Source organism: Roseivivax isoporae LMG 25204, assembly GCF_000521865.1.
Taxonomy (GTDB): Bacteria; Pseudomonadota; Alphaproteobacteria; order Rhodobacterales; family Rhodobacteraceae; genus Roseivivax; species Roseivivax isoporae.
In genome coordinates this window covers 205,038-223,081 of the sequence record NZ_JAME01000002.1, presented here as the reverse complement: position 1 = coordinate 223,081, position 18,044 = coordinate 205,038, and the positions used below count along the sequence as shown (strand labels likewise).

Annotated in this window: 14 protein-coding genes; 7 read left to right on the top strand and 7 right to left on the bottom strand. The window is 69.5% G+C overall.

What is annotated here, in order from left to right; translation table 11 throughout:
* Positions 1-92: 92 nt before the first annotated feature.
* Together RISW2_RS02190 and RISW2_RS02185 are read right to left on the bottom strand one after the other, a co-directional pair.
* Positions 93-1,169 carry a family 8 glycosyl hydrolase gene (locus tag RISW2_RS02190; protein ID WP_051491751.1) on the bottom strand — a complete coding sequence of 359 codons (1,077 nt, stop codon included), beginning with the start codon at positions 1,167-1,169 and terminating at the stop codon, positions 93-95.
* Positions 1,170-1,260: 91 nt separating this feature from the next.
* Entirely contained in the window at positions 1,261-1,872 is a 612-nt protein-coding gene (locus RISW2_RS02185) for a hypothetical protein (RefSeq protein ID WP_043766002.1), read from the bottom strand.
* 184 nt (positions 1,873-2,056) lie between these two features.
* Here RISW2_RS02185 and recA point away from each other — a divergent pair, with 184 nt between their 5' ends.
* The gene (gene recA, locus RISW2_RS02180; RefSeq protein WP_043765904.1) at positions 2,057-3,124 is read left to right on the top strand and encodes a recombinase RecA; all 1,068 of its coding nucleotides are present in this window, start codon (positions 2,057-2,059) and stop codon (positions 3,122-3,124) included.
* Between the two features lie 73 nt (positions 3,125-3,197).
* Here the strand turns inward: recA and RISW2_RS02175 are convergent, their stop codons facing one another.
* Positions 3,198-4,763, bottom strand: coding sequence for an SLC13 family permease (locus RISW2_RS02175; RefSeq protein WP_043765900.1), 1,566 nt, complete (start codon positions 4,761-4,763; stop codon positions 3,198-3,200).
* A gap of 156 nt (positions 4,764-4,919) precedes the next feature.
* Here RISW2_RS02175 and alaS point away from each other — a divergent pair, with 156 nt between their 5' ends.
* From alaS to RISW2_RS02160, 3 genes are read left to right on the top strand one after another with little or no spacing between them, the layout of a single operon-like run.
* Positions 4,920-7,583, top strand: a complete 2,664-nt coding sequence (alaS, locus tag RISW2_RS02170; protein ID WP_043765899.1) for an alanine--tRNA ligase — start codon at positions 4,920-4,922, stop codon at positions 7,581-7,583.
* On the top strand, positions 7,583-7,870 hold the full coding sequence (locus tag RISW2_RS02165) for a DUF1330 domain-containing protein (RefSeq protein ID WP_043766000.1): 288 nt from the start codon (positions 7,583-7,585) through the stop codon (positions 7,868-7,870). Before alaS ends, RISW2_RS02165 begins: the two co-directional genes overlap by 1 nt.
* Positions 7,867-8,214, top strand: coding sequence for a DMT family protein (locus RISW2_RS02160; RefSeq protein WP_043765897.1), 348 nt, complete (start codon positions 7,867-7,869; stop codon positions 8,212-8,214). Before RISW2_RS02165 ends, RISW2_RS02160 begins: the two co-directional genes overlap by 4 nt.
* A gap of 3 nt (positions 8,215-8,217) precedes the next feature.
* On the opposite strand, the gene RISW2_RS02155 is transcribed toward RISW2_RS02160, so the two are convergent.
* Both RISW2_RS02155 and typA read right to left on the bottom strand, forming a co-directional pair.
* Entirely contained in the window at positions 8,218-8,538 is a 321-nt protein-coding gene (locus RISW2_RS02155) for a cupin domain-containing protein (RefSeq protein ID WP_043765894.1), read from the bottom strand.
* Positions 8,535-10,352, bottom strand: a complete 1,818-nt coding sequence (gene typA, locus RISW2_RS02150) for a translational GTPase TypA (RefSeq protein ID WP_043765891.1) — start codon at positions 10,350-10,352, stop codon at positions 8,535-8,537. Before typA ends, RISW2_RS02155 begins: the two co-directional genes overlap by 4 nt.
* Positions 10,353-10,539: 187 nt before the next feature.
* Here typA and lexA point away from each other — a divergent pair, with 187 nt between their 5' ends.
* Positions 10,540-11,238: a transcriptional repressor LexA gene (gene lexA / locus RISW2_RS02145; protein WP_043765888.1), complete on the top strand. Its 699-nt coding sequence runs from the start codon at positions 10,540-10,542 to the stop codon at positions 11,236-11,238.
* Here lexA and RISW2_RS02140 read toward each other — a convergent pair.
* On the bottom strand, positions 11,232-13,298 hold the full coding sequence (locus RISW2_RS02140) for a ComEC/Rec2 family competence protein (protein ID WP_043765885.1): 2,067 nt from the start codon (positions 13,296-13,298) through the stop codon (positions 11,232-11,234). The genes lexA and RISW2_RS02140 overlap by 7 nt on opposite strands.
* Positions 13,299-13,897: 599 nt before the next feature.
* Here RISW2_RS02140 and gltA point away from each other — a divergent pair.
* Positions 13,898-15,199, top strand: a complete 1,302-nt coding sequence (gene gltA / locus RISW2_RS02135; RefSeq protein WP_043765882.1) for a citrate synthase — start codon at positions 13,898-13,900, stop codon at positions 15,197-15,199.
* Between the two features lie 288 nt (positions 15,200-15,487).
* Positions 15,488-17,101 (top strand): hypothetical protein, encoded by a 1,614-nt coding sequence (locus RISW2_RS02130; protein ID WP_156943761.1) that lies wholly within the window; start codon positions 15,488-15,490, stop codon positions 17,099-17,101.
* A 79-nt stretch (positions 17,102-17,180) separates the two neighbouring features.
* Here the strand turns inward: RISW2_RS02130 and RISW2_RS02125 are convergent, their stop codons facing one another.
* Entirely contained in the window at positions 17,181-17,957 is a 777-nt protein-coding gene (locus RISW2_RS02125) for an enoyl-CoA hydratase-related protein (protein WP_043765878.1), read from the bottom strand.
* Between the last annotated feature and the right edge of the window lie 87 nt (positions 17,958-18,044).

The window sequence follows — 18,044 nt, the reverse complement described above, 5'->3', positions numbered from 1 at the left end:
CGAGCAAGTCATGCACGCGGGGGTTGTCTACCACCGTTCATTCCCACATGCCATTTCCATCATTTGTAGACATTTTTTTGGCACCCCGACGATCAGGCGCCGTCGCAGCCGCCTTCCCGCGCGGCAACCGCCGCGAAAAGCTGAAGCACCGCCGGGTAATAGGGCTGGTCCGCCACGCCGGGGCCAGGGGCCGCGACCGGCGCGCAGCTCGCGAGCCTGAGAACCGCGCGGTAACCCGGCAGGTCGCTCGCCTGCAGCACGGTGCCGTCGGGCGCGGCCTCGACCGCGACCGCCCCGCCCCGGTCGGCCGCGCCGAGCGTCCGGCGCGCCCGCGCGACCGCGGGATGCCCGCCCCGTCCCGACCAGACGAGGTAGAGCGGCACCCGGAGCGCGTCGTAGGAGGCGCGCAGCGCGTGGTCTTGGGGCGGCACGAAGCCTGCGGGCGTGACCTCGATCCAGTCGGGCAGCGGCCCCGCGGCGGCAAGTTCCGCCAGCACCGTCTCGCCATGGTCGGCCGCGCGCACGAGCGCAGGAAGGGCCGCGTGATCGCCCAGTTCCCGCAGGGCGCGCGACATGTAGTAGGAGGGATTCACGAGCACCCGGTCGGCGGTGGCGACCGCCTCGGCCCCGGGCCGCAGGAGCGGCTGGTCGGGCGCGCGCGGATCGGGCGCGAGGCAGGCGCCCGCGATGTCCTGGGCGATCGCCTGCGCCTGCGCCAGCGCGTCCTCGGGCGCCCAGCCCGAATCGCGCCCGGCGCGCAGCAGCGCCCAGGCGCGGAAGAGGTCGCCGTCGGTGGCATTGTGCCACTGGTCGGTATCGCCGCCCCGCGCGGGCGTCCAGCGCCACGCCATGAGCCGGTCCTCGCGGATGTCGAGATGCGCGCGCGTCCACGCCTCGATCCGGTCGAACGCCGCGCGGTCGCCCGCCGCCTGCGCGAGGAGGAGCCCGTAGCCCTGTCCCTCGGAATGGCTGATCCCGTCCTGCTCGATGTCGACGACGCGGCCCGAAGGTTCGAGGAAGCGCACCTTGAACGCGCCCCACGCCTCGGGCGGCAGGGTGGGCGCCGCGCCCGCGCCCGCGGGTCGGCCGCAGAGCGCGAGCGCGCTCGCGCCCCGCAGGACGCTGCGGCGCGTGATGCCCGAATCTCCTGTCGGCGGGGTCGCACCCATGATCCGCCTGCCTTTCTCGTTGCCGGTCCGCGCGGCCACCTACGGCCTGATCCGGCACGGGCGGAGTCACGATCCCGTGTCCTGCCGCGCCTCACCCGATGCGGCGCCCGCTCTCGATCCCGTCCCAGAGCGTGAACTCGGTCGCGCATTTCCGCCGGAGCCGCGCCTCGGTCGCGGGCGCCAGCGCGAGCGGGGCTGCGGGCGAGACATTCTCGCGCGGCAGGTCGAGGGTGACGCCGAGGCGGTCCTCGAGAAAGCCGATCAGCGTCGCCTGATCCTCGTAGCGGAAGAGGTGCGTGACGCGGGTGCCGTTGGGCCGCGGCTCGACGAACTTCGACTGGTCGCCGACATTCGCGTAAGGCGGCCGGTCGCGCCCGGCATAGGCCTCGACGAAGGCGTCGAAACTGATGTCGCGCGTCGACACCGGCCGGCCGTCGAGGAACGGCCGCTGCCGGTAGCGCCACCAGGAGCCGAGCCAGGACACCGGCTCCCGGATCACGGCGGCCACGTCCATGTCGTCCGCACCCATCTTGTCGAACATCGGGCGGAAGAAGCGGTTGTAGCGGTAGACCGGCGCGTGCTTGAGCTCGGGCGGGTCGCTGACGACGAGGGCCGCGTGCGGCCCGAGCGCACGCTGATAGGCGGAACTGCCCGTCTTCGGCACCGACAGCAACACCAGCCGCGCCTTCCAGAACACCAGCACCGTCACGTCCCCCGCGGTCGTCCGCCTCCGCTGTAAACTAGCCGTTAACCCCGGTGCCCGAAAGTGGGCGGTGGAAGATCGGACTTGAAATGTTCGCGTTTTGATCCCATTAATTCAGGAACAAGAGGTGAACGAAGCAGCGATTGCCGCGCAGCGGCGCGTGTGAAATAAGGACAGGGCACTCATGGCAACGGCAGACCTCCTCAACATGGATTCCAAGCGCGACGCGAACAAGCAGAAGGCGCTCGACTCGGCGCTTGCGCAGATCGAGCGGCAATTCGGCAAGGGCTCGATCATGAAGCTCGGGGGCGAGAACGCCTTTCGGGACATCGAGGCGACGTCGACGGGGTCCCTCGGCCTCGACATCGCCCTCGGCATCGGCGGCCTTCCGAAGGGCCGCATCATCGAGATCTACGGCCCCGAATCCTCGGGCAAGACGACGCTGACGCTGCATTGCGTGGCCGAGGAACAGAAGAAGGGCGGCGTCTGCGCCTTCGTCGACGCCGAACACGCGCTCGACCCGCAATACGCCAAGAAGCTCGGCGTCGACCTCGACGAGCTGCTGATCTCGCAGCCCGACACGGGCGAGCAGGCACTCGAGATCACCGACACGCTCGTCCGCTCGGGCGCGGTCAACATGGTCGTGGTCGATTCGGTCGCGGCGCTGACGCCGAAGAGCGAACTCGAGGGCGACATGGGCGACAGCTCGGTCGGCGTGCAGGCGCGGCTCATGAGCCAGGCCATGCGCAAGCTCACGGGCTCGATCAGCCGGTCGAACTGCATGGTGATCTTCATCAACCAGATCCGCATGAAGATCGGCGTCATGTTCGGCAGCCCCGAGACGACGACCGGCGGCAACGCGCTCAAGTTCTACTCGTCCGTGCGGCTCGACATCCGCCGCATCGGCGCGATCAAGGACCGCGACGAGGTGGTGGGCAACGCCACGCGCGTGAAGGTGGTGAAGAACAAGGTCGCGCCGCCGTTCAAGCAGGTCGAGTTCGACATCATGTACGGCGAGGGAATCTCCAAGACCGGGGAGCTTCTGGACCTGGGCGTGAAGGCCGGCGTGGTCGAGAAATCCGGCGCCTGGTATTCCTACGGCGACGAACGCATCGGCCAGGGCCGCGAGAACGCGAAGACCTTCCTGAAGGAAAACAGCAAGATCGCGCTCGACATCGAGGACAAGATCCGCGCGGCACACGGGCTCGATTTCCACATGTCCGACGGTGACGACGAGGTGATGGAGGGCTGACGCCCGCCTTCTCCGCCCGATCCCGGGGCCGGCGCCGATCACCCGGCGCCGGCCCCTTCCGTTTCGGGGTGCCTCAGAACTCGAGCCCCAGCGCCACGCCGCCGAGCAGGTAGCAGAACGCGGTGATGAGCAGGATGCCCACCACGTTCAGCACCACGCCGCCGCGCGCCATCTGCCCGATCGTGACCGCGCCCGAGCCGAAGACGATGGCATTGGGCGGCGTGCCCACCGGCAGCATGAAGGCACAGGTGGCCGCGAAGGCCGCGGGAATGAGCAGCGTCAGCGCGTCCACGTCGAGGCCGATCGCCACGCCCCCGAGGATCGGGATGAAGGTCGCGGCCGTCGCGGTGTTCGACGTGATCTCGGTCAGGAACAGCACGATGGTCACCACGGCCCCCACGAGCGCCAGCATCGGCAGCACGCCCAGGCCCGCGACGCGGTCGCCGAACCAGCTGTCGAGGCCCGTGGCCGACACCGCCGCGGCCAGGCTGAGGCCGCCGCCGAAGAGCAGCAGCACCCCCCAGGGCAGACCCCGTTCCGCGTCGGCCCAGCCGATCACCATCTCAGACCGCCCGCGCCCGGGCAGGATGAAGAGCGCGAGGCCCGCCGCGATGGCGATGGCGGTGTCGTCGAACGGGTCGATCCAGTCGAGCCCCGTCACCTGCGCCACGAGGCCCGGCACGATCCAGAAGAACGCCGCCCCGCAGAAGACCGCCAGCACCATCTTCTCGCCCTGCGACAGCGGACCGAGGCGGGCGAGCTCGTCGCCGATCATCTTCTGCCCGCCCGGGATCTCGTCGAGCGTGAAGCGGTAGAGCACCCGCGTCATCAGCACCCAGCCGACCAGGATGAAGACGAGCGCCAGCGGAAAGCCGATCATCATCCAGTTGAGGAAGCCGATCTCGCGGCCGAGTTCGTCCGAGGCATAGCCCGCGACGATGGCGTTCGGCGGCGAGCCGAGCAGCGTTCCGAGCCCGCCCATGGACGCGGCCCACGCGATGGCGAGGACCAGGCACACGCCGAAGCGCTGGATCTGCGGGTCCTGCACGGTGTCGCTGATGGCGCCGCCACGCTGCAGCTCCTCCTCGACCTCGGCGCCCTGGCTGCTGGCGCTGCGCGCGACCACCAGCGACAGGACGGACAGGCCGATCGGCAGCATCATGAGCGTGGTCGCGGTGTTCGACACCCACATGGACAAAAAGCCCGTGGCGAGCATCAGGCCAAGGACGATGCGCCGGGGCGCGACCCCCACGCGCGACAGCGTCATGAGCGCGATGCGCGTGTGCAGGTGCCACTTCTCCATGGCGATGGCGATGAGGAAGCCGCCGAGGAACAGGAAGACGACCGAGCTCGCATAGGGCGCGGTCGCATCGCCCACGCTCACCCCGGTCAGCGCCGGCAGGAGCACGATGGGCAGAAGCGACGTGGCCGAGAGCGGCAGCGCCTCGGTCATCCACCAGATCGCCATGAGCGTGCCCACCGCCGCCACGGCGCGGGCGTCTGGGCTCAGATCCTCCGATCCGCCGAGAAGGAGCCAGACGAGGCCCGCCGCCACAAGTCCGAGCGCGCGCAGCCCCCAGAGCCAGCGCGCATCGCGGGTCCCCTCGCCGCCCGAGGTCGCGTCGTCCTGATCCGTCATCCTGATCCTCCCTGCAATTCCTGAATACGCCCCGCGCGCCGCGGGGGTTCCCACCGGACGGCGCGGGCACGTTCGCGCGCGGCGCCGTGTAGACACCCGCCCGCCCCGGGGATACACCTCCTGCGACAGACAATTTCGCCTTGCCGCAGGACATCCATGCCGAGCCTCAACGACATCCGCTCGTCCTTTCTGAGCTACTTCGAGAGACAGGGCCACCGTGTGGTCCCCTCCTCCCCGCTCGTGCCCCGGAACGACCCCACGCTCATGTTCGCCAATTCGGGCATGGTGCAGTTCAAGAACCTCTTCACCGGGGTCGAGACGCGCGACTATACACGCGCGACCACCGCGCAGAAATGCGTCCGCGCGGGCGGCAAGCACAACGATCTCGACAACGTGGGCTACACGCGGCGGCACCACACGTTCTTCGAGATGCTCGGCAACTTCTCGTTCGGCGACTACTTCAAGGAACAGGCGATCCCGTTCGCGTGGGAACTCGTGACCAAGGAGCTCGGCATCGACGCCTCGCGGCTCCTCGTCACCGTGTTCCACACCGACGACGAGGCGGCGGACCTCTGGAAGAAGGTCGCGGGCCTCCCGGACGACCGCATCATCCGCATCAAGACTTCGGACAATTTCTGGATGATGGGGCCGACCGGCCCTTGCGGCCCCTGCTCCGAGATCTTCTTCGACCATGGCGAGCAGTACTGGGGCGGTCCCCCGGGAAGCCCGGAGGAGGACGGCGACCGCTTCGTCGAGATCTGGAACCTCGTCTTCATGCAGTACGAGCAGTTCGCCGACGAGACCCGGCGCGAGCTCGACGCGCAGTCGATCGACACCGGCATGGGGATCGAACGGGTCGCGGCGCTGTTGCAGGGGACGAACGACAACTACGCGACCGACCTCATGCGCGCCCTGATCGAGGCCTCGGCGCATGCGAGCTCGACCGATCCCGACGGTCCGGGCAAGACGCATCACCGGGTCATCGCGGACCACCTGCGCTCGACCTCGTTCCTGATCGCCGACGGGGTCATGCCGTCGAATGACGGGCGCGGCTACGTGTTGCGGCGGATCATGCGCCGCGCCATGCGGCACGCGCACCTCCTCGGCGCCAAGGACCCGATCATGCACCGGCTGGTGCCCGCGCTCGTGCAGAAGATGGGCGCGGCCTATCCCGAGCTCGGACGCGCGCAGCCGCTGATCGAGGAGACGCTGAAGCTCGAGGAGACGCGGTTCAAGGCGACGCTAGACCGCGGGCTGAAGCTTCTCGACGAGGAACTCGAGGCGCTGCCCGACGGCGCGGCACTGCCCGGCGCGGCGGCGTTCAAGCTCTACGACACCTACGGCTTCCCGCTCGACCTGACGCAGGATGCGCTGCGCGAGCGCGACCGGACGGTGGACACGCAGGGCTTCGACGCCGCAATGGCCGAACAGAAGGCCAAGGCGCGCGCGGCCTGGGCCGGCTCGGGCGAGACCGCCGATGCGGGCGTCTGGTACGACATCGCCGACCGGCACGGCGCGACCGATTTCCTGGGCTACGACACCGAGACCGCGGAGGGTCAGGTTCTGGCGCTCGTGGCAGAGGGCGCCGAGGTGGCGCGCGCCGGCGCGGGTACCGAGGTGCAGATCGTCCTCAACCAGTCGCCCTTCTACGCGGAGGCCGGCGGCCAGGTGGGCGATACCGGCGAGATCGCCACCGAGGGCGGGCGGGCGCGCGTCACCGACACGCGCAAGGTCGCGGGCGTCTTCATCCACTTCGCGGAGGTGGTCGAGGGCGAGATCGCGACCGGCGCGGCGGCAAAGCTCGCGGTCGACCATGACCGCCGCGCGGCCATCCGCGCCAACCACTCGGCCACGCACCTTCTGCACGAGGCGCTGCGGCGCGCGCTCGGACCCCACGTGGCGCAGCGCGGCTCGCTCAACGCGCCCGACCGGCTGCGCTTCGACTTCAGCCACACCAAGGCGCTGACCGAGGCGGAGCTGGCGCAGGTCGATGCAGAGGTGAACCGCTTCATCCGGCAGAATGCGCCGGTCGTGACACGGATCATGACGCCCGACGACGCCCGCGGCATCGGCGCGCAGGCGCTCTTCGGCGAGAAGTACGGCGACGAGGTGCGCGTGGTCTCCATGGGCTCGGACGTGGGTTCGATGAAGGGCGCGGACGGCCAGACCTACTCGATCGAGCTCTGCGGCGGCACGCATGTGCGCCAGACCGGCGACATCGGGGTGTTCGTGACCACCGCCGACAGCGCATCCTCGGCCGGCGTGCGCCGGATCGAGGCGCTGACCGGCGAGGCGGCCTTTGCCTATCTCGCCGCGCAGGACCGCGCGGTGGCCGAGCTCGCCGCGGAACTCAAGACCTCGCGCGCCGATCTGCGCGACCGCGTGCGCGCGCTTGCCGACGAACGCCGGGCGCTCGCCAACGAGGTGGCGCAGCTGCGCCGCGACCTCGCCATGGCCGGCAGCGGCGGCGGCGCGGCGCCGGCCGCCCGCGAGGTGGGGGGTGTGCAATTCCTCGCGCAGGTGGTGGCGGGCGTGACCGGCAAGGACCTGCCCCCGCTCATCGACGAGCATAAGGCGCGGATGGGATCCGGCGCCGTGCTGCTCATCGCCGACGCGGGCGGCAAGGCCGCTGTCGCGGCCGGCGTCACGGGCGACCTGACCGGCCGCGTGTCGGCGGTGGACCTCGTCAAGGCGGCGGTGGCCGAGCTTGGGGGCAAGGGCGGCGGCGGCCGTCCGGACATGGCGCAGGGCGGCGGCCCCTCGGCGGAGAACGCCGAGGCCGCGATCCGCGCCGCGGAAGCGGTCATCGGAGGGGAATGATGCCGGCACTCTGGATTGCGCACGTCTCGGTCACCGACACCGAGGCCTACGGAAAATATGCCGAACTGGCAGGCCCCGCCATCGCCGCCCATGGCGGCGAGTTCATCGCGCGCGGCGGGCGTTTCGTGCAGCTCGAGGGCAAGGAACGGCCGCGCAACGTGGTCGCCCGCTTCCCGAGCGTCGAGGCGGCCGAGACCTGCTATCACTCGCCCGAGTACCAGGCTGCGCTCGACCATGCCCGCGGCGCGTCCGAACGCGAACTGGTGATCGTCGAGATCACCGAATGACGCCGGCGCATATCGCGCCGGTCCTCCTGCTCGTCGCCTCCAACGTCTTCATGACGTTCGCGTGGTACGGGCACCTGAAGTTCCCGGACCGCGCGCTCTGGATCGTCGTGCTGGCGAGCTGGACCATCGCGCTGGTGGAATACTGCTTCGCGGTGCCGGCGAACCGCATCGGCCACCGCGTCTACAGCGCGGCCGAGCTCAAGACGATGCAGGAGGTCATCACCCTCGTCGTCTTCGCCGCGTTCTCGGTGATGTACCTGAAGGAACCGATGACCCTGAACCACGCGGTGGGCTTCGGCTTCATCGCGCTCGGGGCGTTCTTCGTGTTCCGGGGACCGTTCTGACCCTCAGTCGAGGTCGGTCTGGATCCATTCGGGCGACAGGTGGATGTCCTGCGCCTCGTAGGGCACGTCGAGCACCTCGAAGCGGTGCGGCACGCCAGCGGGCCCGCGGACCACGTCGCCCGCGGTCGCCTCGACCGTCTCGTCGCCGACGGTGAAGCGCGCCCGGCCCCGCCGGATCACGAACAGCTCGTCATAGGGGTGGACATGCAGGCGCGGCCCGCTGCCCACCCGGTCGGACGTGACGAACAGCACCGTCACGTCCACGCCCATCTCGCGACCGGTCACGTGGCCGCGCGTTCCCGGAGAGAACTTCAGCCCGCTCACGAGGCCTTGGCCATGCGCTTGCGCTCGTGCGGATCGAGGAAGCGCTTGCGCAGGCGGATCGCGTTCGGGGTGACCTCGACCAGCTCGTCGTCGTTGATGTAGGCGATGGCCTCCTCGAGCGAGAAGATCGTGGCGGGCGTCAGCCGCACCGCGTCGTCCGTGCCGCTGGCGCGGACGTTGGTCAGCTTCTTGCCCTTGAGCGGGTTCACCTCGAGGTCGTTCTCGCGGCTGTGCTCGCCGATGATCATGCCCTCGTAGACCTTTTCCTGCGGACCGATGAACATCCGCCCGCGCTCCTCGAGGTTCCACAGCGCGTAGGCTACCGCCTCGCCCGATTCCATCGAGATCAGCACGCCCGCGCGCCGGCCCGGGATCGGGCCCTTGTGCGCGGTCCAGCCGTGGAACACGCGGTTCAGCACGCCCGTGCCGCGCGTGTCGGTCAGGAACTCGCCATGATAGCCGATCAGGCCGCGCGAGGGCACATGGGCCACGATGCGCGTCTTGCCGGTGCCGGCGGGTTTCATCTCCACCAGCTCGCCCTTGCGGGTGCCGGTGACCTTCTCGATCACCGCGCCGGAATAATCCTCGTCGACGTCGATGGTGACTTCCTCGACCGGCTCCTCGAGCCCGGCCTCGCCATCGCGCATGATGACCTGCGGCCGCGCGATGGACAGCTCGAAGCCCTCGCGGCGCATGTTCTCGATCAGCACGCCCATCTGCAGTTCGCCGCGGCCCGACACCTCGAAGGCCTCGCCGCCGGGCGTGTCCTTCACCTTGATCGCGACATTCGATTCCGCCTCCTTCAGGAGACGCTCGCGGATCACCCGCGACTGCACCTTCTTGCCGTCACGGCCGGCGAGCGGGCTGTCGTTGATCCCGAAGGTCACCGTGATGGTCGGCGGGTCGATGGGCTGCGCGTCGAGCGGCTCGTCCACGGCGAGCGCGCAGATGGTGTCCGCGACGGTGGCCTTTGACATGCCCGCGAGCGTGACGATGTCGCCGGCGCGCGCTTCCTCGATGTCCTGGTAGGCCAGGCCCCGGAACGCCTGGATGCGGCTCACGCGGAACTGCTCGATCTTCTGGCCGACGCGCGACAGCGCCTGCACCGTCGCACCGACCCGCAGCTTGCCGGATTCGACGCGGCCCGTGAGGATCCGCCCCAGGAACGGATCGGAGGACAGCGTGGTCGCGAGCATGCGGAAATCCTCGTCCACACGCTTGATCTGCCGCGGCGCCGGGACGTGGTCCACGATCAGCTTGAAGAGCGCCGAAAGGTCCTTGCGCGGACCGTCGAGCTCGTGATCGGCCCAGCCCGACCGCCCGGAGGCATACATGTGCGGGAAGTCGAGCTGGTCCTCGTCAGCGCCGAGGTTGGCGAAGAGGTCGAAGCACTCGTCGAGCGCGCGGTCGGGCTCGGCGTCGGGCTTGTCGACCTTGTTCAGCACCACGATGGGCCGCAGGCCGAGCGCCAGCGCCTTGGACGTCACGAACTTGGTCTGCGGCATCGGGCCTTCGGCGGCGTCGACCAGGAGCACGACGCCGTCCACCATCGACAGGATGCGCTCGACCTCGCCGCCGAAATCGGCGTGGCCGGGCGTGTCGACGATGTTGATGCGCGTGCCCTTCCACTCGACGCTGGTGGCCTTGGCGAGGATGGTGATGCCCCGTTCGCGTTCGAGGTCGTTCGAGTCCATCGCCCGCTCGGAGACCTGCTGGTTCTCACGGAAGGCACCGGACTGCTTCAGAAGCTCGTCCACCAGCGTCGTCTTGCCGTGGTCCACGTGGGCGATGATCGCGACGTTGCGCAGGTCCATGGGATCAGTCTCATAGGAAAAGGTCGGGTTGCGGGTCGCCTACCGGCGGACGTGGGAAAAGGCCAGCCCCGAATGCGCGGCAGCACCGCACAGCTTGGGCCGAATCGGGAACAAAACGACCAGATGTTGACGCTCTCAGCGAACATTGTTAGAACAAGTGCGAACAGGGACCGCGGGAAAACGCTCGATGCTGACACGCAAGCAACTCGATCTGCTGGATTTCATCAACCGCCGGATGGTGCGGGACGGCGTTCCGCCCTCCTTCGACGAAATGAAGGAGGCGCTCGACCTGCGCTCCAAGTCCGGGATCCACCGGCTGATCACCGCGCTCGAGGAGCGCGGGTTCATCCGCCGGCTCGCGCACCGCGCCCGGGCCATCGAGATCGTGAAGCTGCCCGAAAGCCTCGGCGGCCCGCCGCAGCCGGGCTTCACCCCGCGGGTGGTCGACGGCGGCCGCCCCGACGAACTGCCCGCGGACGCCCGGCCGGTCGAGGCCGCCTACGCCACCGAACTGCCGGTGCTCGGCCGCATCGCCGCCGGCCGCCCCATCGAGGCGATCGACGACACCCCGCCGGGGATCGCGGTGCCGGGCCAGATGCTGTCGGCCGGCGCGCGCCACTACGCGCTCGAGGTGCGGGGCGATTCCATGATCGGTGCCGGCATCAACGACGGCGACGTGGTGGTGATCCGCGAGACATCGAGCGCCGACGACGGCGACATCGTCGTCGCGCAGGTGGAAGGCTACGAGGCGACGCTCAAGACCTTCCGCCGCCGCGGCGACACCATCGTGCTCGAGGCGTCCAATCCCGCCTACGAGCCGCGCATCCTGCCCGCCGGCGCCGTCAAGGTGCAGGGCCGCCTCGTGGGACTGATCCGCACCTACTGACGCGCCGCGAGCGCCAGCGCCGCGGCTCCTCGGCGCGGCGCCGGGTTCCACAACCGGTCGCCCGAAAGGTCCCGCGCGGTGACGCGCTCGACCCGGCCGCCACGGGCCCGGTAGGCCACCGCCCCGTCCGCGCCGCGCCGGCCCGCATCCTCGACGATGCAGGGCCAGCGGCCGGGCAGCACCATGTCAGACACGACGATCTCTCCGGCCGCGCACCCGTCGAAGGCGGCGGCGGCGCGTGCACCCCGCACGTGCCGCACTGTCCCGGCAGTCGTCGCGAGCGGGGCGCCCTCGCCGCGCCAGCGCGCCGCCGCGCGCTCCTGGTCGGCCCCGTCCCCGTCGTTCTCGAGCCAGAGTTCCGCGACGAAGCCTGAGCCGCGCGCGCGGCTCAGCGCCCGGCCCGTGTCGGTCATGGCGCCGACCAGCGCGCCGTCCTCGGACACGAGGAGCACGGGCCGGTCGGCCATGGTCCAGAGCGCCGCGGCGAGCAGCACCGGCAGGATGCCCGCCCAGCGTAGTCGCCCCTGCCAGAGCGCGACGAAGAGCGCCGAGAGCGCGAGCATGGGCAGGACGGCAGGGGGCGGAGCCATCACTTGCCCGACGGCGCCCGGCCAGTCCGCGACCGAGCGCGCCACCCAGAGGATCCAGTCGAGCCCCAGCCCCATGACCGCAAAGGCGATCCAGTCGAGCCCGACGGGCATCAGCACCAGCGCCGCGACCGCCGCGGGCATCACCACGGCGCCCATGACCGGCACCGCGGCGAGGTTCGCGAGGAGCCCGTAATGGGACACCATGTTGAAATGCGCCATGGCGACCGGGCCCGTTGCCGCCCCCGCGACCGCCGAGGACAGGACCAGCGCGGCCAGCGGACGGGCCGCGCGCGGCAGGCGCCATCCCGCGGGCGCGTCGCGCAGGAAGGTGAACACCGCCACAAGCGCCACGGTCGCCGCGAAGGACATCTGAAAGCCGGGGCTCAGCAGCGCCTCGGGCGCGCGCACGAGCACGATCAGCGCGGCGAAGGCCACCGACCGTAGCGACAGCGCCCGCCGGTCCAGCATGACCGCCGCGAACGCCACCGCGACCATGACGAACGCCCTCTCGGTCGCCACGTTGCCGCCCGACAGAACAAGATAGCCCGCGCCGCAAAGGATCGCGCCGGCCGCCGCGATCTTCTTGACCGGCCAGCGCAGGCCGACCCCAGGGACGAGCAGGAACGCCACCCGCAGACTGGCGAACACGACGCCCGCGAGAAGTCCCATGTGCAGCCCCGAGATCGCGAGGAGATGCGCGAGGTTCGACCGGCGCAGGTCATCGGTCACGGGCCGCGGGATCGCGCTGCGGTCGCCCGCGAGGATCGCCGCGGCAAAGGCGCCGGTCTCGCCCGGCAGGCGCGCCGTGACACGCTCGGCCAGCCAGCGCCGCGCGGTGAAGACCGGCACGCCGCCATCGGGCGGCGCCAGCGCGAGGACGGGCGTGCGCGTGTAGCCCTGCGCGCCGAGGCCGAGGAACCAGGCATGCCTGCGGAAATCGAACCCGCCCGGCTCGGCCGGACCGCCCGGCCCCGCGAGGTGGCCTGTCAGGATCACGGTCATTCCTGGCACGGGGTCGATCCAGTCCTGTGCCCCGTGCAGCGCGACGCGCACGCGCGCGGGCGTCCTGTCCGGGTCCGTGCGCGCGAGCACCACGCGGTCGAGCGTCAGGCGCACCGCGTCCGAGGCCGAACGGTCGATGTCGACGATGCGTCCCTCGATCGGACCGTAGTAGCGGAAGGACAGGACCGGCGCGGCCACGAGATGCGCGCGTGCCCCGGCGATGGCAAAGCCCCCGGCCACCAGCGCGAGCGCAAGGAGTGGCGGGAATGGCGACGCTCCGGATCGGCAGGACCAGCCAAGGCCCGCCAGCGCCGCCATTCCCGCCCCGGCCAGCAGCCAGGCGGCAGGCTCCGCCCCGAGAGCGAAGTAGAGCCCGATCCCCACCGCAAGCGCGACCGGCATCCACGGAAAGAGGTGTCCCCGCTGCAGGGCCAGCACATCGCCGATGGCCCCTCCAGGAAACCGCATGTCCTGCGCCCCCCTCGTTCCGCGGAAGACAGGCTGACCCTAGGGCGAAAGTGGTTAGCGAAGCGTTAATGCGCCCAGGGACCCGCGCGGCCCGTGATGCTGCGCTGCTGCATGAGGCAGGACCGTGCGGCCGGAGGCGAGATTTCCGCCGCGACACCCCGACTCCCGCGGGTCACGCGCCCACTTCAGGAGCACGACTCAACACGTTGATAAGATTATTGATTTACGAACGGCGCTCGGGTCACGCACGACCGCGAAGGCGCGCCATCGGTATTCTATTGTATACAAGGACAATTGACGCCGCATGTGCAAAATGATAGCTGGACGCCGACCGGGACAGCCACGTTCCTGCCGCATGGCCGGCAGGGATGTAAAACCGCCCGGACGACCCCAGGCGCAGGCCTGAACGCCCCACCACGGCCGCATCCTGCCGTGGACGACCGACGCCTCCGGCAGGTCCCGAGGCGGGGCGCCGGGGCGGTTCCGGCGCAACGTGGAGGAGCGATCCCGAGGGGTCGCGCATCCTGCGCCGAAGACGTGACAGCATGGACGTGCGGGCCCTGCCCGAGCGTCTCCAGACCGACGAAGGGACTTGATCCATGGCAGATTCCTCCACTTCGAAGACCGCGCGACTCGACATCGAGGGCAAGAGCTACGAGCTGCCCATCTATTCGCCGACCGCTGGCCCGGACGTGATCGACATCCGCAAGCTCTACGCGCAGGCGGGCGTGTTCACCTACGACCCGGGCTACACCTCGACCGCGTCCTGCGACTCGACCATCACCTTCATCGATGGAGACAAGGGCGAGCTGCTGCACCGCGGCTACCCGATCGACCAGCTGGCGTCGAAATCCCACTACCTCGAGGTGTGCTACCTCCTGCTCTACGGCGAGCTTCCGTCGGCGACCGAGCTCGAGGTGTTCGAGAACACGATCACCCGCCACACGATGATCCACGAGCAGATGCACAACTTCTTCCGGGGGTTCCGGCGGGACGCGCATCCGATGGCGACGATGGTGGGTGTCGTGGGCGCAATGTCGGCGTTCTACCACGACTCGACGGACATCAATAACCCGCACCAGCGCGAGGTGGCGAGCCACCGGCTGATCGCGAAGATGCCGACGATCGCGGCCATGGCCTACAAGTACTCGATCGGGCAGCCCTTCGTGTATCCGCGCAACGACCTCGACTACGCGGCGAACTTCCTGCACATGTGCTTTGCCGTGCCGGCCGAGGAATACGTGGTCGACCCCATCCTCGCCCGCGCAATGGACCGCATCTTCACGCTGCACGCCGATCACGAGCAGAACGCCTCGACCTCGACCGTTCGGCTGGCCTCGTCCTCGGGCGCGAACCCCTTCGCCTGCATCGCCGCCGGCATCGCCTGCCTGTGGGGACCCGCGCATGGCGGCGCCAACCAGGCCTGCCTCGAGATGCTCAAGGAGATCGGCACGCCGGACCGGATCCCGGAATTCCTGGCGCGCGCCAAGGACAAGAACGATCCGTTCCGCCTGATGGGCTTCGGCCACCGGGTCTACAAGAACTTCGACCCGCGCGCGAAGGTGATGAAGCAGTCGGCCGACGAGGTGCTCGACCTCATGGGGATCGAGAACAACCCGACGCTTCAGGTCGCCAAGGACCTCGAGGCGGCCGCGCTCGCCGACGACTACTTCGTCGACAAGAAGCTCTTTCCGAACGTCGACTTCTACTCGGGCATCATCCTCGAGGCGATGGGCTTCCCCACCTCGATGTTCACCCCGATCTTCGCGATCAGCCGCACCGTCGGCTGGATCTCGCAGTGGAAGGAAATGCTGGGCGATCCGCAGAACAAGATCGGCCGTCCGCGCCAGCTTTATCTCGGGCCCACGCAGCGCGACTACGTGGATATCGAGAACCGCTGACGCCACCGCCCGGTCGCCGGCGACCGGCGCACCGGCATTGGACAGGCCCGCGCGGCACGAATGCCGCGCGGGCCTTTTTCCTGTCGCAGTCCGGGACACATCCGGGCGACAATCCGATCCATGGCGCCCGACCGTTTCCACGGCGGCACCCAAGCCCCCGGATTGCGGCGAATTCCGGACGGAAACCGACTGTTTCCGACGTTTTCGCCACAATTGTGAAGGGATTGCGGTAGTCAGGGCCTCGATTGCGTCCGTGTCCATGTTCGGACCGTCGAGTGGAGTTCAGGAATGTCTACAGCAACCGTTCGCGAAGTGTCGCTGGGTGTCGATCCCAAGGTGAAGGTCCGCATCGAGGAGGACAACGGCAACCTTTTCATCCAGTTTCTTGCCGACCAGCCGGATCTCGTCGATCTCGACGGCGCCTTCTTCAACCTCACCGACCCCGCGGCGGCCTCGGACCTCGTGATCTTCCCCTCGGTCGACGACCTCGCGAACGGCAACGTCACGGGCTTCGCGGCGAACCCGGGCGCGCTCGACACCCTGTCGAACGGTGCGGTGGTGGCGGACCGCTACGACGTGAAGGTCGAGTTCGGCCAGCTGCCCTCGTCGACCGCGGGCGACGTGAACGATGGCAAGTTCACCTTCTACCTCGACAGCCTCGCGCCGCTGACCGTGGACAGCATCGACCTGTCCTCGCTGACCGCCGTGGTGAACTCGGACGACGGCACCGGCCAGGTGCTGCAACCCTCCGAGCCCGAGACGACCACCGAGGTCGCCTTCACCGAGACGTTCGACCGGCTCTGGCATCCCGCGCACAGCCAGAACATCGTGCGCGACGACCACTGGGACGTGTCGCATGGCCGCCTGCAGACCGACGGTGACGATGGCGGCGTGCTGCAATTCGCCCCGGTCGACACAGACGGCCCGGTGGGCATCTCCTTCGACATCCGCGCCGATTGCCCGAGCCAGTTCGAAGCCCGCGGCTGGGGCGCGGACAAGCTGAGCCTGCAGGTGCGCCTCGACGACGGCCGCTGGCAGACGCTGGACGATTTCGTGGTGGACGAGGACCGCGACGTTTTCGTGGGCTCGGAAACCGGCCAGACCTTCGGCGGGCACTACGCCCATCTCGACTATTCGGGCGGCATCCTCGACGAGGTGTCGGACACGGCCGAGTTCCGCTTCGTGTCGGACATCTCCTCCTCGTCCGAGGACATCTACATCGACAACGTGAGCGTGACGCGCACGGTCTCCGGCGAGGATCGGACCCCCGAGGACGAGGTCGTCCAGTCCGAGGATTTCGGCCACCTCTGGTTCGCCAGCCAGAGCGACATCGTCGAGGGATGGACCGACTGGGACGTCAAGCACGGCATGCTGCACACCGACGGCCGCGACGATGGTCGCATCACCTTCGAGAAGGTCGAGACCGACGGCGACGTGCGGTTCAACTTCGACGCCAAGACGCCGCATGCGCGCCATTTCGAGCAGCACGGCTGGCACGGCGACAGCCTGAAGGTGCAGGTTCAGGTCGACGACGGCGACTGGAACACGCTCGACACGTTCGTGGTGAACGACAAGGGCACGGCGCTCGTGGGCTCCGAGACGGGCCAGGAGATCGGCCGCGATTTCAGCACCCTGAGCTACGAGGGCGGCGTGCTCGAGACCGCGAGCTCGAGCGTGCAGTTCCGCTTCGTGTCGGACATCAGCCACAACAACGAGAACATCTACATCGACAACGTCGAGTTGACCGTTCTCGGCGAGGAAGCGAAGACCGGGGACGACGCGGGCAGCCAGTACGACATCGTCTTCGACTCGCTGCTCGACACCGCCCGGGAGACTGTCGAGGACCCTGCCGAGGATCTCGACGAGGACCTCGAGGAGGACCTCGAAGAGGTCATGGCCTGACGGCGCGGTCCGGGCGTCCCGTCCGGACCCGTGCCACACGGGGCCCGGCGCGCGGTGGGCGCACCGGGCCCCGATGTCGTCAGCGCCCCTCGTAGCGCGCCGGGCGCTTTTCGAGGAAGGCCACGACACCTTCGCGGAAATCCCGCGTCTTGCCGCACTCGCCCTGAAGCCGCGCCTCGAGTGACAGCTGCTCCTCGAGCGTGTTCGAGGACGAGTCCCGCAGCGCCTGCTTCACCCGGGCATAGGCGGCGGTCGGCCCCTGTGCGAGGTGCCGCGCCCGCGCGCGCCACCCCTCCGCGAACCCGTCGTCCGGCATCGCTTCCCAGATCATGCCCCAGCGCGCGGCATCGGCGGCCGCGATCCGCTCGGCGAAGAGCGCGGCGCCCATCGCCTTGGCGAGACCCACCTGCCGCGGCAGGAGCCACGTGCCCCCCGCGTCCGGGATCAGCCCGATCCGCGTGAAGGCCTGCGTGAAGGTCGCGCTTTCGGCCGCGATCACCACGTCGGCGCAGAGCGCGAGGTTCGCGCCCGCGCCCGCCGCCGCGCCGTTGACCGCGGCGATCGTCGGCACCGGGCAATCGGCGATGGCCATGAGCATCGGCACGTATTCGTCGCGGAGCGTGCGTTCCAGGTCGAGGCTCGCCGCGTTGCCGCCGTCGCCCAGGTCCTGGCCCGAGCAGAACGCGCGCCCCTCGCCGGTGAGGACCACGACGCGCGCCTCCTTGCCGCCGCGGGTCACGGCGTCGGTGATCTCGGCCCGCATCTGGGTGTTGAGCGCGTTCATCACCTGCGGCCGGTTCATCACGACCGTCGCGATGTTCTCGGCCAGGTCGTAGCGGATGGTGTCGTAGCGCATTCGGGGCCTCTCCTCGTCCTGTCGGCCCGCGTATCAAACACCGCGCGGCGCGCCGTGGCAAAGCCGGACGCCGCGTCATTGGCCCGC

Excerpts from the sequence above, each read along its gene's own strand:
- RISW2_RS02190 (WP_051491751.1), bottom strand. The coding sequence starts at position 1,169 with ATGGGTGCGACCCCGCCGACAGGAGATTCGGGCATCACGCGCCGCAGC.
- recA (WP_043765904.1), top strand. The coding sequence starts at position 2,057 with ATGGCAACGGCAGACCTCCTCAACATGGATTCCAAGCGCGACGCGAAC.
- RISW2_RS02175 (WP_043765900.1), bottom strand. The coding sequence starts at position 4,763 with ATGACGGATCAGGACGACGCGACCTCGGGCGGCGAGGGGACCCGCGAT.
- alaS (WP_043765899.1), top strand. The coding sequence starts at position 4,920 with ATGCCGAGCCTCAACGACATCCGCTCGTCCTTTCTGAGCTACTTCGAG.
- RISW2_RS02165 (WP_043766000.1), top strand. The coding sequence starts at position 7,583 with ATGCCGGCACTCTGGATTGCGCACGTCTCGGTCACCGACACCGAGGCC.
- RISW2_RS02160 (WP_043765897.1), top strand. The coding sequence starts at position 7,867 with ATGACGCCGGCGCATATCGCGCCGGTCCTCCTGCTCGTCGCCTCCAAC.
- typA (WP_043765891.1), bottom strand. The coding sequence starts at position 10,352 with ATGGACCTGCGCAACGTCGCGATCATCGCCCACGTGGACCACGGCAAG.
- lexA (WP_043765888.1), top strand. The coding sequence starts at position 10,540 with ATGCTGACACGCAAGCAACTCGATCTGCTGGATTTCATCAACCGCCGG.
- RISW2_RS02140 (WP_043765885.1), bottom strand. The coding sequence starts at position 13,298 with ATGCGGTTTCCTGGAGGGGCCATCGGCGATGTGCTGGCCCTGCAGCGG.
- gltA (WP_043765882.1), top strand. The coding sequence starts at position 13,898 with ATGGCAGATTCCTCCACTTCGAAGACCGCGCGACTCGACATCGAGGGC.
- RISW2_RS02130 (WP_156943761.1), top strand. The coding sequence starts at position 15,488 with ATGTCTACAGCAACCGTTCGCGAAGTGTCGCTGGGTGTCGATCCCAAG.
- RISW2_RS02125 (WP_043765878.1), bottom strand. The coding sequence starts at position 17,957 with ATGCGCTACGACACCATCCGCTACGACCTGGCCGAGAACATCGCGACG.